This window comes from Acinetobacter sp. GG2, from assembly GCF_000292385.1.
GTDB classification, from domain to species: domain Bacteria; phylum Pseudomonadota; class Gammaproteobacteria; order Pseudomonadales; family Moraxellaceae; genus Acinetobacter; species Acinetobacter seifertii.
Genome location: NZ_ALOW01000039.1, coordinates 236,079 through 251,642 on the forward strand (window position 1 = coordinate 236,079; position 15,564 = coordinate 251,642).

15 protein-coding genes are annotated in these 15,564 nt (G+C 38.8%); 13 read left to right on the top strand and 2 right to left on the bottom strand.

Features of this window, described 5'->3' with window-relative positions; genetic code table 11:
- Positions 1 to 33: 33 nt before the first annotated feature.
- From B554_RS0115735 to B554_RS0115790, 12 genes are all read left to right on the top strand, one after another.
- Entirely contained in the window at positions 34 to 1,389 is a 1,356-nt protein-coding gene (locus B554_RS0115735) for an MFS transporter (protein WP_019458798.1), read from the top strand.
- 15 nt (positions 1,390 to 1,404) lie between these two features.
- A complete protein-coding gene (gene pcaC / locus B554_RS0115740) occupies positions 1,405 to 1,818 on the top strand; it encodes a 4-carboxymuconolactone decarboxylase (RefSeq protein WP_019458799.1) in 414 nt (137 codons plus the stop codon).
- Between the two features lie 10 nt (positions 1,819 to 1,828).
- Entirely contained in the window at positions 1,829 to 2,554 is a 726-nt protein-coding gene (gene pcaH, locus B554_RS0115745) for a protocatechuate 3,4-dioxygenase subunit beta (protein WP_000077913.1), read from the top strand.
- A 14-nt stretch (positions 2,555 to 2,568) separates the two neighbouring features.
- On the top strand, positions 2,569 to 3,198 hold the full coding sequence (pcaG, locus tag B554_RS0115750) for a protocatechuate 3,4-dioxygenase subunit alpha (RefSeq protein WP_019458800.1): 630 nt from the start codon (positions 2,569 to 2,571) through the stop codon (positions 3,196 to 3,198).
- Between the two features lie 69 nt (positions 3,199 to 3,267).
- Positions 3,268 to 4,095 (top strand): type I 3-dehydroquinate dehydratase, encoded by an 828-nt coding sequence (aroD, locus tag B554_RS0115755; protein WP_081400429.1) that lies wholly within the window; start codon positions 3,268 to 3,270, stop codon positions 4,093 to 4,095.
- A 19-nt stretch (positions 4,096 to 4,114) separates the two neighbouring features.
- On the top strand, positions 4,115 to 5,566 hold the full coding sequence (locus B554_RS0115760) for a NosD domain-containing protein (RefSeq protein ID WP_019458802.1): 1,452 nt from the start codon (positions 4,115 to 4,117) through the stop codon (positions 5,564 to 5,566).
- 56 nt (positions 5,567 to 5,622) lie between these two features.
- Entirely contained in the window at positions 5,623 to 6,942 is a 1,320-nt protein-coding gene (locus B554_RS0115765) for a carbohydrate porin (RefSeq protein ID WP_019458803.1), read from the top strand.
- 82 nt (positions 6,943 to 7,024) lie between these two features.
- Positions 7,025 to 9,454, top strand: a complete 2,430-nt coding sequence (locus B554_RS0115770) for a glucose/quinate/shikimate family membrane-bound PQQ-dependent dehydrogenase (RefSeq protein WP_019458804.1) — start codon at positions 7,025 to 7,027, stop codon at positions 9,452 to 9,454.
- A 629-nt stretch (positions 9,455 to 10,083) separates the two neighbouring features.
- Positions 10,084 to 10,551, top strand: a complete 468-nt coding sequence (locus tag B554_RS0115775) for a DUF6438 domain-containing protein (RefSeq protein ID WP_019458805.1) — start codon at positions 10,084 to 10,086, stop codon at positions 10,549 to 10,551.
- A gap of 133 nt (positions 10,552 to 10,684) precedes the next feature.
- Entirely contained in the window at positions 10,685 to 11,098 is a 414-nt protein-coding gene (locus B554_RS0115780) for a YeeE/YedE family protein (protein WP_019458806.1), read from the top strand.
- 4 nt (positions 11,099 to 11,102) lie between these two features.
- A complete protein-coding gene (locus B554_RS0115785; protein ID WP_019458807.1) occupies positions 11,103 to 11,516 on the top strand; it encodes a DUF6691 family protein in 414 nt (137 codons plus the stop codon).
- A gap of 4 nt (positions 11,517 to 11,520) precedes the next feature.
- Positions 11,521 to 12,387, top strand: coding sequence for an MBL fold metallo-hydrolase (locus tag B554_RS0115790; RefSeq protein WP_019458808.1), 867 nt, complete (start codon positions 11,521 to 11,523; stop codon positions 12,385 to 12,387).
- A 57-nt stretch (positions 12,388 to 12,444) separates the two neighbouring features.
- Here B554_RS0115790 and pcaU read toward each other — a convergent pair whose 3' ends face one another.
- Both pcaU and B554_RS0115800 read right to left on the bottom strand, forming a co-directional pair.
- Positions 12,445 to 13,257, bottom strand: coding sequence for an IclR family transcriptional regulator PcaU (gene pcaU / locus B554_RS0115795; protein WP_019458809.1), 813 nt, complete (start codon positions 13,255 to 13,257; stop codon positions 12,445 to 12,447).
- 42 nt (positions 13,258 to 13,299) lie between these two features.
- The gene (locus B554_RS0115800; RefSeq protein ID WP_013197679.1) at positions 13,300 to 14,220 is read right to left on the bottom strand and encodes a LysR family transcriptional regulator; all 921 of its coding nucleotides are present in this window, start codon (positions 14,218 to 14,220) and stop codon (positions 13,300 to 13,302) included.
- Positions 14,221 to 14,308: 88 nt separating this feature from the next.
- On the opposite strand from B554_RS0115800, the gene B554_RS0115805 reads away from it, so the two are divergent.
- A complete protein-coding gene (locus tag B554_RS0115805; RefSeq protein ID WP_019458810.1) occupies positions 14,309 to 15,544 on the top strand; it encodes an acyl-CoA dehydrogenase family protein in 1,236 nt (411 codons plus the stop codon).
- Positions 15,545 to 15,564 lie beyond the last annotated feature (20 nt).

Genomic DNA, 15,564 nt, shown 5'->3' on the forward strand with positions numbered 1-15,564 from the left:
AGTTTAAAAGGAATTGGCCTTAAGGAGGCAAATATGGCGTCTCAGGATTACGCTACACCAAACAAAAGTATCGATGCTCAAGCATTAATTAATGATGCTCCACTCAGTAAATATCAATGGATGATCGCAATCATCTGTTTCTTGATTATTTTTACTGATGGTATCGATACTGCTGCAATGGGTTTTATTGCTCCAGCTTTGGCTCAGGACTGGGGTGTTGATCGCTCTCAGTTAGGTCCAGTAATGAGTGCTGCACTTGGTGGAATGATTATTGGAGCTTTGGTTTCTGGCCCAACAGCTGACCGCTTTGGCCGAAAAATTGTTCTAGCTATTTCAATGCTTGTATTTGGTGGTTTTACCTTAGCTTCTGCTTATGCAACCAACTTAGATAGCCTTGTTGTTTTACGCTTTTTGACAGGTATTGGTTTGGGCGCAGCGATGCCAAATGCCACTACATTGTTTTCTGAATACTGTCCAACTCGCATTCGTTCACTGCTCGTGACATGTATGTTCTGTGGTTACAACTTAGGTATGGCAACAGGTGGTTTTATTAGCAGTTGGCTCATCCCGACCTATGGTTGGCACAGTCTATTCTTACTTGGTGGTTGGTCACCTTTAATTTTAATGGTTCTAGTGGTTTTAGTTTTACCTGAATCTTACCGCTTCTTAATTGTTAAAGGTAAAAACCCAGAAAAAGTACGCAAAATTTTAAATCATATAGCACCAACTCAGGTTCAAGATGCCACTGCATTTCATGTACCTGAAGAGAAAACTGAAACAGCTCAAAAGAAAAATGTCTTTGGGATTATGTTTTCTAAACCTTATGCGAAAGGAACACTTTTACTTTGGTTGACCTATTTCATGGGATTAGTAGTTGTTTACCTGCTTACAAGCTGGTTACCAACATTGATGCGTGAAACGGGTGCTTCAATGGAACGTGCTGCTTTTATCGGTGGATTATTCCAGTTCGGTGGTGTGGTAAGTGCATTGTTCATCGGTTGGGCGATGGACAAATTCAACCCGAACCGAGTCATTGCCATTTTCTACTTTGCTGCGGGTCTATTTGCGATTGCTGTTGGGCAAAGCTTAGGAAACTCAACATTGCTTGCTGTATTGGTGCTTTGTGCTGGTATCGCAATTAACGGTGCACAATCTTCAATGCCAGCTTTGAGTGCTCGTTTCTATCCAACACAATGCCGTGCTACGGGCGTGTCTTGGATGACAGGTATTGGTCGTTTCGGTGCGGTATTTGGTGCTTGGATTGGGGCTGTATTACTTGGTAATGATTGGTCATTTACTGCCATTCTTAGCTTATTACTAATTCCGGCGTCTGCTGCGGCTGTTGCTGTATTTGTTAAATCACTTGTTGCGCATACCGATGCAACTTAATAGAGGTCTATCACGATGAATGATGAACAACGCTATAAACAAGGCATCGAGGTGCGGACGGAAGTTTTGGGTGAAAAGCATGTTGGTCGATCTTTGCAAAACTTAAATGACTTTAACCAAGATTTTCAAAATTTTATTAGCCGTTACGCATGGGGTGAGGTGTGGTCTCGTCCGGGCCTACCGCGTCATACACGTAGTTTAGTCACTATCGCAATTTTATTGTCGCTTGGCCGTGAAGATGAACTACGCATGCATTTACGCGCTTGTTTCAACAATGGTGTAACTAAAGAAGATTTAAAAGAGTTGATCTTACACAGTTCACTCTATGCAGGTTTACCTGCTGCAAACGCTGCAATGCATATGGCTGAAGAAGTCTTTAAAGAGTTGGGAATAGAAGTCAACTCAGTTGCAGCGAAAGAACAGGATTAAGGAGATAAAGATGTCACAACATAGCTGGGGTGCTTACGCCCAACGTAATACAGATGATCATCCACCAGCGTATACGCCAGGTTATAAAACAAGTGTATTGCGTTCGCCAAAAAATGCATTGATCTCTATTAACGAGACTCTAACAGAAGTTACTGCGCCGCATTTTTCTTCAAACTTGTTCGGTCCAAAAGATAACGACTTGATTTTGAACTATGCCAAAGATGGTTTACCAATTGGTGAGCGTGTCATTGTGCATGGTTATGTTCGTGATCAATTTGGTCGTCCTGTAAAAAATGCACTTCTAGAAGTATGGCAAGCCAATGCTTCTGGTCGTTATCGCCATCCGAACGACAAGTTTATTGGTGCAATGGATCCTAACTTTGGTGGTTGTGGTCGTACCTTAACTGATGAAAACGGTTTTTATATTTTCCGTACCATTAAACCAGGTCCATACCCATGGCGTAACCGCATTAATGAATGGCGTCCTGCGCATATCCATTTCTCTTTAATTGCTGATGGTTGGGCTCAGCGCCTAATTTCGCAGTTTTATTTTGAAGGCGATACGCTCATTGATACTTGCCCGATCTTAAAAACGATTCCTTCTGAAGATCAACGTCGTGCCTTGATTGCACTAGAAGATAAAAACAACTTTATCGAAGCTGATAGCCGTTGTTACCGTTTTGACATCACTTTACGTGGCCGTCGAGCGACTTACTTCGAAAACGAATTGACTTAATCGGGAGCACGAGCATGAATAACTGGAATTTTCAGGAATTAAAAGAAACTCCATCTCAAACAGGTGGTCCTTACGTTCATATTGGGTTATTGCCACAACAAGCAAATATTGAAGTGTTCGAAAACAACTTTAATAACCAGCTAGTACAAGACCAAACCAAAGGCGAGCGTATTCGTCTTGAAGGTCAAGTATTTGACGGTTTAGGTCTACCGTTACGAGATGTACTCATTGAGATTTGGCAGGCTGATGCAAATGGTATTTACCCAAGTCAGGCAGATACACGTGAGCAAAAAGCTGATCCAGCATTTCAAGGTTGGGGCCGTACAGGTGCAGACTTTGAAACAGGCATTTGGAGCTTCAATACGATTAAACCAGGCGCGACAGTTGGCCGTAAAGGTTCAACTCAGGCACCACATATTGCATTAGTCATTTTCGCTCGCGGTATTAACTTAGGTCTTCATACACGTGTTTATTTTGACGATGAAGCTGAGGCAAATGCTAATGATCCGATCTTAAATAGCATTGAGTGGGCACCGCGTCGCCAAACTCTTGTTGCTAAACGTTTTGAAGAGAATGGTGAAGTTGTTTACCGTTTTGATATTCGTATTCAAGGCGATAACGAAACTGTATTTTTTGATATTTAAGGAACACCTAAGGCTACACTTGATTATTCATGGATATGTGTAGCCTTTTTAAGGATGAATGATATGAAAATGAAAACATTATTAAGCTTAAGTTTGCTTACACTCCCATTTTTTGTAGCACAGGTGAATGCTGAACCTGTTGCTTTGGCTGCCCAGACACAACCTGCTATGACAACAGTTAAAACGATTGTTCCGATCACTGCAAAAACTAAAGAGCAAGCTTTAGCTCAAGCTCAAGTCATTGCAAATACAGCGGATGCTGATTTAGCTGAGTTTCGTATCGATTTACTCAGTTTTGCAAGTGATACAAAACAAGTGATTGCATTAGGACATGAATTGAAAAAGATTTTAGGTCATAAGCCAATGATCGCCACCATTCGTACTAAAAATGAAGGTGGTCAGCTCGAAATTAGCGATGCTGATTATGCGAAGACTTATCAAGCTTATTTAAAAAATCCGTTCATGGACTGGTTAGATGTTGAAATGTTCCGTGATCAAAAAGTAGTTTCAGAAATTGTTCAAAAAGCACATCAAAAGAAAGTGCTGGTTGTTATGTCTAATCATGACTTCCAAAAAACACCAAGCCAAGATGAAATTGAAAAACGCTTGTTAAAACAAGATCAGATGGGTGCAGATATTCTCAAAATTGCGGTAATGCCGAAATCTAAACAAGACGTCTTCACTTTAATGAATGCCACTTTAAAAGTAAGTCAGCAAACCACTAAGCCATTATTGACAATGTCGATGGGGCAATTAGGTACGATTTCTCGTGTTGCGACTGCCAATATGGGCGGAAGTTATAGCTTTGGCATGATTGGTCAGGCTTCTGCGCCGGGTCAAATCGATGTGACTAAGCTCAAACAGATTTTAAAAACCGTTCAACCAACAAACCCATAAATCATAAGGATATGATGAAATGAATACATTACGTTTAACTACTCTTGCATTAGGTTTAATGGTTTCAGGAATAACCGCAGCACAAACTTATGTTGTTGATCGGTATCAAGATGATAGCAACAAAGGTTCTTTACGCTGGGCAATTGAGCAAGCTAATGCTAACCCAAGTGAAGCAAGTGATATTTTGATTCAGGCAGTAGGCAAAGCACCTTATGCGATTAAATTAAATAGTGCACTTCCTGAAATTAAAGCGCCTGTCAAAATTATTGGTACAGAGTGGGATAAAACTGGTGAATACATCGCAATTAATGGATCAAATTACATTAAAGGCGAAGGAGCAAAAGCTTGCCCAGGTGCAAACCCTGAGCAGTATGGTACTAATGTCCGTACTATGACTTTACCGGGTTTTGTACTACGTGATGTCAATAACGTGACTTTAAAAGGATTAGATATCCATCGCTTCTGTATTGGGGTATTGGTTAACCGTTCAAGCAATAACCTTATTCAGCATAACCGTATTAGTAATAACTATGGTGGTGCTGGTGTCATGATTACGGGCGATGATGGTAAAGGTAATCCGACAGCAACCACTACAAATAACAACAAAGTTTTAGATAACATTTTCCAAGACAATGGTGATGGTTTAGAGCTAACACGTGGCGCTGCTTTTAACCTGATTGCAAATAACCATTTTATTTCTACTAAAGTAAACCCTGAGCCTTCACAAGGTATTGAAATCTTGTGGGGGAACGACAATGCTGTAGTTGGTAATAAGTTTGAAAATTATTCGGATGGCTTACAGATTAATTGGGGCAAGCGTAACTATATTGCCTACAACGAAATGACCAATAACTCGATTGGTCTAAATATGACTGGTGATGGCAACATTCTTGATAGCAATAAAGTTCATGGTAACCGTATTGGTGTTGCCATTCGCTCAGAAAAAGATGCAAATGCAAGAATTACATTGACTAAAAACTTAATTTGGGACAATTCTAAAGATATTAAACGCTGTGAAGCGGGTGGATCATGTGTGCCAAATCAGCGTTTAGGTGCAATAGTATTTGGTGTACCTGCACTTGAACATGAAGGTTTTGTTGGTTCACGTGGTGGCGGTGTAGTGATTGAGCCATCTAAACTACAAAAAACTTGTACTCAACCAAATGAACAAGGCTGTAACCCTCAACCTAATCAGGGTATTAAAGCACCTAAGTTAACAGCAAATAATGGTTCAGTTAATATCGAAGTTAATGGTTTACCAAACCAGCGCTATCAAGTTGAGTTTTTTGGCAACCAAAAAGCGACTTCAAAAGAAGCTGAGCAATATTTAGGAACAATAACAGTTGCTACAGATACACATGGCAACGCAAAAGCCAATTGGAAACCAAGTGTCAAAGTTGCATCAATTACAGCGAATGTAACAGATCACTTTGGCGCCACTTCTGAGCTTGGCTTTACGCAAATTAAATAACAACAAATAAAGCGCCTCAAACAGGGGCGCATTTAGAAAAGATAAAAGGATTTAAAATGCCAAATTTAATGAAACTGAGTGTGTTAACTATTGCTGTGATGGGCAGTCAATTTGCTCTTGCAAATGAACCGTGGTCGCAAGACCGTCAATGGTTACTTGGTGATTGGAATGGCGAGCGCCAACAGCTAGAGCAACAAGGCTATAAATTTACAGCTTCTATCATGAGCCAAGCTGCTACAAACTTAGATGGTGGCTACAACGACAATAATACTTTTGAAAACGCTGCACAGCTTTCTTTAGGTGCAAACTTTGATTTAGAAAAAATCGCTGGATGGAAAGATACAACAGCGAGTCTTGTTGTGACTAAACGTGATGGTAATGCGCTTACTTTAGAGCGTATTAAAGACCCACGCTCTAGCCAACTAGGCAACGCGCAAGAAATTTATGGTCGTGGAAAAATCTGGCGCTTATCTCAAGCATGGATCAAAAAAGGTTTTGCGGATAATACGGTACAAGTCAAAGTTGGCCGTATGGGTATGTCAGAGGATTTTAATAGTTCTCAATGTGAGTTTCAGAACTTATTGCTTTGTGGTGGACAGTTAGGAAAATCAATTGGTTCAATTTGGTATAACTCACCAGTTGGTATTTGGGGTGCAAACGTTAAATATCAGTTTGCACCCGAGTGGACTTTTGGAATTGGTGCGTATGAGGTCAATCCAGACAATATTAAAACAGCATCAAATAGTGATGGTTTTAATCTGGATATGAATAATGTGAAAGGTGCAACCATACCAGTTGAGCTTGCATGGAAACCAAAACTTGCTCTATTTAATGGTTTACCGGGTGAATATAAAGTTGGTGCACTGTACTCAACCGCGGAGGCGAATGATGTTAAAACTGCGGGTAAGGTTCATGACGGGAAACAAAGTTTCTGGATCAATGCTCAACAACAACTTAGCCATGCCGGCCAAGATCCGAAACGCGGTTTATACGTAACTTTTAATGGCGTTGTAAATGATAAAGCAACGACTTTTGTTCAAAGTACTCAACAACTTGCACTTTGGTATAAAGGGCCATTTGACAGCCGTCCAAATGATTCGATTGGATTTGGTATCGCCAACTATGTAGTCAATGATCGTGCTAAAGATAAGCAAATCGCAACAAACGAAAGCCGTGGATATTATAGCTATGATCCGATCGCATCGAACTATATTCCAATTCAAGACGACGAATTAAATATTGAGCTGAACTATACCTATCAATGGTCTCCAGCTGTCATGTTGCGTCCAAATATTCAATATATCCATCAACCTGCTGGTGTAAAAGAGGTTGACGATGCTTGGGTGGCGGGCCTGAGTGTGAAAGTCAATTTTTAACAATGATGATGGCTGGTTAGACATGGTTTAACTGGCCCAAATGCTTGAACTATTTGTGTTCAGTATGTGTGGAGTAGGATCTATGTCTGAGTCAGATTCTAAGTTTCATATCTTATTCAAAATATGGTGTTTTATATTAGGCCTAGTTTTATTAGCTACCGGTGTTTTTTACATTGTAGGTGGTGGGAAGCTAGTATCTCTTGGTGGTTCTTGGTATTTCCTTATCTCAGGATTATTTATAACAGTTTCAGCAATTAGCATTTTCCGTAAAAAAGCACTGGGTGTTTGGATTTTTGCTGCTGTTTTTGTTGGTACGGTAATCTGGTCATTTGTTGATGCCGGCTGGGAATTTTGGCCGTTATTCTCACGCTTAATGTTTCCTGCTGGTCTTTTTGCTGCGTTACTGTTTACCTTACCTTCAATTCGACGTTATCAATTCCAAAATGGATCGGCAGCTCCAGTGTATGGTGTTGCTGGTCTAGTTGTTGTTGGTATGTTGATTGCGCTCTATCAAATGTTTCAGCCGCACCCAACAGTAGCAAGTTCAGGTGAAAAGCTCCCTTTAGTACCAGTTGACCCAGCTAAAAAGCAGGTGAATTGGGAAAATTATGGAAATGATACGGGTGGTAGCCGTTTTGTTGCTCTCGATCAAATTAACCGAGATAACGTTCATAAACTAAAAGAAGCATGGCGCTTTAGAACGGGTGATTTTACAACGGGTAGTGGTAATGGTGCTGAAGACCAAATGACACCACTACAGATTGGTAATAAAGTCTTTTTATGTACACCACATAACAACATTTTTGCAATCGATGCTGATTCGGGCAAGCAACTCTGGAAAGCTGAAGTAAACTCTAAAGCCGATGCATGGGAACGTTGCCGTGGTGTTGCATACTTTGATTCGACTAAACCACTTGTTCAACCAACTTTGGCTGGTGCGAATGCAGTAACTACGGTTGCAACCAATACAGCATGTCCACGCCGTATATATACCAATACTCCAGATGCTCGTTTAATTGCAGTGAATGCGGACACTGGTGAGCGCTGTGCAGACTTTGGTGTGAATGGAACAGTTAATCTACTCGAAGGCTTAGGCGATGGAACAAAAGCTCCACGTTTTGAAGTCACTTCTGCACCAACGATTGCAGGTACCACCATTGTGGTGGGTAGCCGTATTGCTGATAACGTAGCAGCGGATATGCCGGGTGGTGTTATCCGTGGTTATGATGTGATTACAGGTAAACTCCGCTGGGCATTTGACCCTCGTAATCCTGATCCTAATCATGTTCTAAAACCGGGTGAAACGTATAAACGTAGCTCGGCAAACTCTTGGGCTGCTATGTCTTATGACCCACAAATGAATACAGTTTTCTTACCTATGGGTAGTTCATCTGTTGATATTTGGGGTGGTAACCGTAATCCATTAGACCATAAATACAACACTTCAGTTTTAGCACTTGATGCGACAACAGGTAAAGAGAAGTGGGTATATCAAACTGTTCACAACGACTTATGGGACTTTGACTTACCAATGCAACCGAGTCTAGTCGACTTCCCATTAAAAGATGGTACGACGAAACCAGCTGTTGTGATTGGAACCAAATCTGGACAATTCTTTGTTCTTGACCGAGTTACAGGCAAACCACTGACTAAAGTGATTGAGCAGCCTGTTAAAGCTGCAAATATTCCGGGTGAACAATATAGTTTGACTCAACCTCGTTCTGTTGAAATGCCTCAAATTGGTAATCAGACTTTAACTGAGTCAGATATGTGGGGCGCAACGCCGTTTGACCAACTTATGTGTCGTATTAACTTTAAGTCAATGCGTTACGAAGGTCTATTCACTGCACCGGGTACTGATATTTCATTAAGTTTCCCAGGTTCTTTAGGTGGTATGAACTGGGGTAGTATTGCTTTCGATCCAACACATCGTTACATGTTCGTAAACGATATGCGTCTTGGTTTGTGGGTTCAATTGATTAAACAAACACCTGAAGACATCAAGATTCAGGCGAGTGGCGGTGAAAAAGTAAATACAGGTATGGGCGCGGTACCAATGAAAGGTACACCTTATAAAGTGAATAAAAACCGCTTTATGTCTGCTTTAAGTATTCCTTGTCAAAAACCACCATTTGGTACCATGACTGCAATTGACATGAAAACTCGTCAAGTTGCATGGCAAGTACCATTGGGTACAGTTGAAGACACGGGACCTATGGGTATTAAGATGGGTTTGAAAGCACCAATTGGAATGCCGACTATTGGTGGCCCAATGGCAACTCAGGGTGGTTTAGTATTCTTTGCTGCAACTCAAGATTACTATTTACGTGCTTTTGATTCTTCTACAGGTAAAGAACTTTGGAAGTCACGTATGCCTGTTGGTAGCCAAGGAACACCTATCAGCTATGTTTCGCCTAAAACAGGTAAACAGTATGTGGTTGTTTCTGCGGGAGGAGCACGTCAGTCTCCTGACCACGGTGATTATGTAATCGCATATAGCTTAGAGAAGTGATTAAAGAGGGCAAAAGGATAAATTTTCTTTTGCCCTTATTTTTTTATATCTTTTTTATATTAAGGTATTTGTGGAAATTCTATATTTTTAGTTAGATAGCTTTACCAAATAGTAAAAAAGTGCTTGAAGTTATTACTAAACTTAGAAAATTCTTATAAACGATTCGACATGAAAACTAGTCATAGCCTAACTATTAAGCAATTTTTTATAATGTTTTAACTATAAATAAACTTTAAAAATTTATTAAGTTTTGTTTAACTTAAGATCGTGAATTTTAATTAAAAATAAACATTATTCAGTTTTTAATCATCAAAAACCAGTTTTTTTTGTTGGAAAAACGAGCGTAAATATATATTTATATTATATTTATATAATTTATTGCATTACGCTAGAATGGTCGGCGCAGGTTATTACTACCCAGTAATAATTTGTATTTCAGGAATTTAAGCTTTAATTGGCTTAAGGCTCATCGAAAGATGGGCCTTTTTTTATGTGCATTCTATCCTAATTTTATAAAAATCTGAAAATAGCCTAAGCATTGCTAAATAAAGAGACGAAAAATGAGTCTTTAATGACAACTTAGATATGATTTGTTAGATTAAAGCCACTTGATAATAATAGGTGATGTAATGAGATTTTTAGTTCTTGCAACTTTATCTGGTTTAGCTTTAATGGGTTGTGCTTCTGTTCAGCAAGCACCTAATACACAAGAAACAATTCGTTATGCTTCTAGTCCATGTTTTGGTGCATGTCCAATATACTCTGTAGAAGTAACACCTACTGGTTTAATTCGATTTGAAGGTAAACAATATACAAAAACACTTGGTGTTAAAGAAATCCAAGGTAGCGTAAAAGATTATCAAAAACTTGCCAGTGAATTAAAAACTTATCGTCCTCAAACAGGAACTCAATCAAAAACTGCGGGTTGCCAGCAAACTGCAACTGACATGTCTAGCTATTACATTACTTGGATTAAACCTAATGGCATGGAAACAAAATTAAGCCATTACACAGGTTGTATTTCTCCAGCAAACAACAGACTAAATAAAGTTATGGAAAAGTTACCTGAACAATTAGGCATCAAAGATTTAATCTAACGATAAAAGCCCCATAATTTGGGGCTTTTTCTTGTTAAGAATATTTATAGACTTAAGAGTTTTATTTTAAGTATTTCTAAATAAATAAGCGTATAATACATATTATAAAAACATATATTGTTTGGGTAAGTACATGTCAAATATTGTTTATGCCTTCTTAGGTGGTTTGCTACTGGGCATTGCAACAGTCGGTTATTTATATATAAACGGTCGCATCGCTGGAATTAGTGGTTTGCTTGCTCAAATCATTAATCCGTCTAAAGATATCTTTAAAGGCTCCGCATTCTGGTTTATTGCTGGATTAATTATTACACCCTTTATTTATGGCTATTTTTTTCAACCCGAAATTGAAATTAAAGCGAATATGTTTGCTCTTATTTTAGCAGGTTTATTGGTTGGTTTTGGTACTAGGCTTGGATCAGGTTGTACAAGTGGTCATGGTATTTGTGGGATGAGCAGATTGTCAAAACGCTCCATGATAGCAACAGCAGTTTTTATGTTCGCTGGCATGTTAACCGTTTATATTGTTCGTCATGTTTTGGGATAATGTCATGAAAAACATTTTTGCTTTTATATTTGGTAGTCTGTTTTCATTAGGTTTAATGATTTCGGGCATGTCTAATCCTGAAAAGGTATTAGGTTTTTTAGATATTTTTGGGCAGTGGGATATTAGCTTAATGTTTGTGATGTTAGGTGCGATTGCCGTGGCATTTATTCCATTTCAAAAGGCTATAAAAAGTCCTAAAACAATCTTTAATGAACAAATTCAATTACCAATGAATACACAGATTGACCAAAGGCTAATTGCTGGTGCTTTTATTTTCGGGATAGGCTGGGGAATAGCTGGAATATGTCCAGCGCCAGCTTTAACACTTATCGGATTAGGACATTTTGAAGCGCTTTATTTTATTGTGGCTATGTTAGTAGGAATGTTTATTTACCGAATTTTAAATAAAGGAAATTAAACTTATGCAACAACCTCTAGTAAAAGATTTTTTTGATGAAAACACCAATACTTTTAGCTATGTTGTTGCAGATTTAGCGACTCGTCAATGCGCGATTATTGATAGTGTGCTTGACTACGATGCAGCTTCAGCAACTACGAAAACAACTAATGCGGATCTGATTATCGATTATGTCTTGGCTCAGAACTTTAAAGTGCAATGGATTTTAGAAACTCACGTCCACGCCGACCATATGACTGCTGCCCAATATTTAAAATCTAAATTGGGCGGTACAATTGCAATTAGCCAGAAGATTTCAATCGTACAAGAAACATTTTCTGCTATCTATAATTTTGATTTTAAGAAATTTAATGAAAATCAACCTTTTGATTATTTATTTGAAGATCATGAACATTTCAAAATAGGAAAGTTAGATGCCTATAACATTCCTACACCAGGGCATACACCTGCTTGCTTAAGCTATGTGATTGGTGATGCTGTTTTTGTCGGTGATACTTTATTTATGCCTGATTATGGTTCGGCCAGATGCGATTTTCCTAAAGGAAGTGCCGCTGCACTTTATGATTCGGTACAAAAGCTTTATACCCTTCCTGACGACATGCGCATGTACTTATGCCATGACTATAAACCCGAAGGCCGTGATGAATATGTCAGTCAAACAGATATTAGAACTCAAAAGCAAAGCAATATTCATTTAAACCAAAGAGTTTCCAAAGACTCATTCATAAAAATGCGTCAAGAGCGAGATGCTACTTTGGCAATGCCAAAATTAATTCTGCCTTCCATTCAAATTAATATGAACGGTGGAAACTTTCCGGAACCAGAATCAAATGGCATCCGTTATTTGAAAATACCTTTCAACTACTTCTAAAAATAGCCTAAGCATTTATTCATGATTATTTATCCCCCCAAATAGCCTAAGTATGATTTAAAGAACTTGTCTTAAATCGCGCGAAGTCTCTTGCAATAAAGGCAAAATGTGTTGGATTAAATATTCTTCAGTTGTTTTCATAGTTGGAGAAACAATATTTAAAGCTGCAACCACTTTAAAGTCTTGTCCATAAATGGGAACGGCGAGCGCATGAACACCTAATTCGTGTTCTTCACGTGAATAACACCAATCTTGCTCTCGAATTTCTTTTAGTAACTCTAAAAATTTATCATTTTCTACATGCGTATATTTGGTTAGACGCTGAAGAGGATATTTTTGAAGCCAGTCCAATTGTTCTTCTTGGCTTAAATGTGCCAGTAAAATTTTACCCGCCGAGGTCGCATGAGCTGGTAAGCGGTTACCTAAATGTAAACCATATGGATTTACACGGTCGGTTTGTTGGTGGGCGGCACTACGGGCAATGGTAATGGCTTCATAACCATCAAGCACCATCACTGAATAAATGAGAGAAGTTTGGTTAGTTAACAGATTTAATAAAGGCTGAGACACTTTTGGAAGTTGAGCTGCACCTAAATAAGCACCTGAAAATTTAAGAACTTTCGGAGTTAAATAGTAATAGTGGCCATCTGACTCAAGATAACCTAAATATTCTAAAGTTAATAAATGGCGTCTTGCTGCCGCTCGGGTAAGTCCGGTTTTTTCAGCCGCCATAGAAATGTTTAAACGATGTTGATTACTGCTAAAGCTATCTAAAATCGCCATGCCTTTACCGATGCCAGCAATGTAATCTTCATGACGAATCGTTTTTTTGTTGTCCTGATTCTGGATTATCCGTTCATCTTTACTCATTACTGGTCCTTGTACGATAGAAGATTAGTAGATCAATTTGCTTTACTGAAAAAGTTTAATAATTTCATGCCGCAAAAATTGATGTCTTAAATTATCCCTTAAATCTTCGTGCCAAAACATACCCATTTTAATATTGGTTATCTCAAAAGGTAGAGAATGTAAGCAAATTTCAGGACTATAAGATAAATGCTGCAAAATCATACGAGGCATGGTCAATATTGCGTTGGCTTGAGCCGCCAGAACTTGTAACGCCGTTGAGTAGTTTTGACAGCGCATAAATACATTTCTTGATATTTTTTGATGTTGGTTTAAATAAATATCTTCAAGCAAAGCACCCGTACGGCGTGATGAAACACCAATGTGGCGTCCATTAATATAACGAGATAAATCGACTTCTTTAAGTTGGCTGCAAATGACGAACTCATCTGTTACCAAATGATCAAAGGTAATTTTTGGAGATAAGTATTGTTCTAGGTCAATGACGAAATCGAGCTGCTGCGTTGCCAAGTCCGCCATAATATGTTTTCGATCTAGCTTCATACTGACAAACTGCAAATCTAAATTAAGATTTTGAAAATGTTGAGCAAGCCTTGGAAGAATAATTGGCTCAATTTCGTCATGAACGGCGATTTTTAAGCTTTTTAAACTGGTTGGATCAAAGACATGTTTCTGTTGGCTAATATTTTGAATCGTTAAAAGTGCTTGCTTCACAGTTGGGTAAATCTGCTCGGCAAAAGGCGTTGCAGACATTTTATTGCCTACTCGTATAAACACATCATCTTCAAGTTGCTGGCGTAATCGTTGTAAAGCATGACTTGCTGCCGACTGCGTAATATTGAGACTACTTGCCGCATTTGAAATACTTTTTTGCTCATAAATTGCGATAAATAGCGGATATAAATTGATATCAATTCTGTGAAAAAAACTTAAGTCTAAACCATGTAAGTTATGAATATTATTCATGTGACGGTATTTAATAAAATCATTTCATTCATATTAAGTTTCAAGTTATGTTGATGTAAAGACCAGATAATGATGTAAAGGAAAAAGAATGTTTGAACTCTCCAAGAAAGCTCAGGATTTTACCGAGCGAACAAGAAAATTTATTTTAGAAGAAATAGAACCTGTCGAAGCAAAATTTTGGGAACAAGTTCACGAGTTAAATCCAGATGGAAACTGGAAAAAATGGCAATGGCCTGAGCTTTTAGAAACTTTGAAATCTAAAGCTAAGCAAGCTGGTCTTTGGAATATGTTTTTACCAGATGAAAAGCTGGGTGCAGGGTTAACTGTTCAAGAATATGCGCATATTGCTGAATTAACTGGCCGCAGCTTATTGGCACCTACCGTTTTTAACTGTAATGCACCAGATACAGGAAATATGGAATTGTTATGGCGCTATGGCAGTGAGCAGCAAAAAAAGCAATGGTTAGAACCTTTATTGGACGGAAAAATCCGTTCAGTTTTTTGTATGACTGAACCAGATGTCGCGTCAAGCGATGCAACCAATATGCAAGCCACTGCACTCATCGACGGTAATGAAATTGTTTTAAATGGCAAAAAGTGGTGGTCCTCTGGCTTAGGTGACCCAAATGCCAAAGTCATTATTTTTATGGCACATACTCCCGATGAAACTAAAGACCGCCATCATCAACACTCAATGGTTTTAGTACCAATTGATACAGCAGGTGTCGAAATTCAACGGATGTTACCTGTGTTTGGTGACTACGATGCGCCACATGGACATGGTGAAGTTCATTTTAATAATGTTCGAGTGCCTCTTGAAAACTTTATTGGTGGAGCGGGCCAAGGTTTTGAGATTGCACAAGGTCGTTTAGGGCCAGGGCGTATTCACCATTGTATGCGTTGTATTGGAGCTGCTGAAAAAGCTCTAGAACTTATGATTGATCGAGGTATGTCTAGAACAGCGTTTGGCAAAGAAATTTTAAAACTTGGTGGGAACCTTGAACGCGTAGCTGATGCAAGGGTAGCCATAGATCAAGCCAGACTTTTAACCTTGTATGCTGCTTATAAAATGGATACTTTAGGAAATATGGCTGCTTTAACAGAAATATCTGCAATTAAAGTAGTGGCTCCAAGTGTATTAGAAAAAGTAGTCGATATGGCGATTCAGCTACATGGCGGTGCGGGCGTTTCGAGAGATACGCCATTAACGGGTTTCTTTGCCCAAGCACGCAGTTTACGTTTAGCTGATGGTCCAGATGAAGTACATAAAGGCATGATTGCCAAATTAGAGTTGGCCAAACGTGGTTATTTTCGGTCGTCATAAGAAAGTATAAGTTTAAAGGA

Coding starts and splice junctions, on each gene's coding strand:
- B554_RS0115735 (WP_019458798.1), top strand. CDS start 34: ATGGCGTCTCAGGATTACGCTACACCAAACAAAAGTATCGATGCTCAA.
- pcaC (WP_019458799.1), top strand. CDS start 1,405: ATGAATGATGAACAACGCTATAAACAAGGCATCGAGGTGCGGACGGAA.
- pcaH (WP_000077913.1), top strand. CDS start 1,829: ATGTCACAACATAGCTGGGGTGCTTACGCCCAACGTAATACAGATGAT.
- pcaG (WP_019458800.1), top strand. CDS start 2,569: ATGAATAACTGGAATTTTCAGGAATTAAAAGAAACTCCATCTCAAACA.
- aroD (WP_081400429.1), top strand. CDS start 3,268: ATGAAAACATTATTAAGCTTAAGTTTGCTTACACTCCCATTTTTTGTA.
- B554_RS0115760 (WP_019458802.1), top strand. CDS start 4,115: ATGAATACATTACGTTTAACTACTCTTGCATTAGGTTTAATGGTTTCA.
- B554_RS0115765 (WP_019458803.1), top strand. CDS start 5,623: ATGCCAAATTTAATGAAACTGAGTGTGTTAACTATTGCTGTGATGGGC.
- B554_RS0115770 (WP_019458804.1), top strand. CDS start 7,025: ATGTCTGAGTCAGATTCTAAGTTTCATATCTTATTCAAAATATGGTGT.
- B554_RS0115775 (WP_019458805.1), top strand. CDS start 10,084: ATGAGATTTTTAGTTCTTGCAACTTTATCTGGTTTAGCTTTAATGGGT.
- B554_RS0115780 (WP_019458806.1), top strand. CDS start 10,685: ATGTCAAATATTGTTTATGCCTTCTTAGGTGGTTTGCTACTGGGCATT.
- B554_RS0115785 (WP_019458807.1), top strand. CDS start 11,103: ATGAAAAACATTTTTGCTTTTATATTTGGTAGTCTGTTTTCATTAGGT.
- B554_RS0115790 (WP_019458808.1), top strand. CDS start 11,521: ATGCAACAACCTCTAGTAAAAGATTTTTTTGATGAAAACACCAATACT.
- pcaU (WP_019458809.1), bottom strand. CDS start 13,257: ATGAGTAAAGATGAACGGATAATCCAGAATCAGGACAACAAAAAAACG.
- B554_RS0115800 (WP_013197679.1), bottom strand. CDS start 14,220: ATGAATAATATTCATAACTTACATGGTTTAGACTTAAGTTTTTTTCAC.
- B554_RS0115805 (WP_019458810.1), top strand. CDS start 14,309: ATGTTTGAACTCTCCAAGAAAGCTCAGGATTTTACCGAGCGAACAAGA.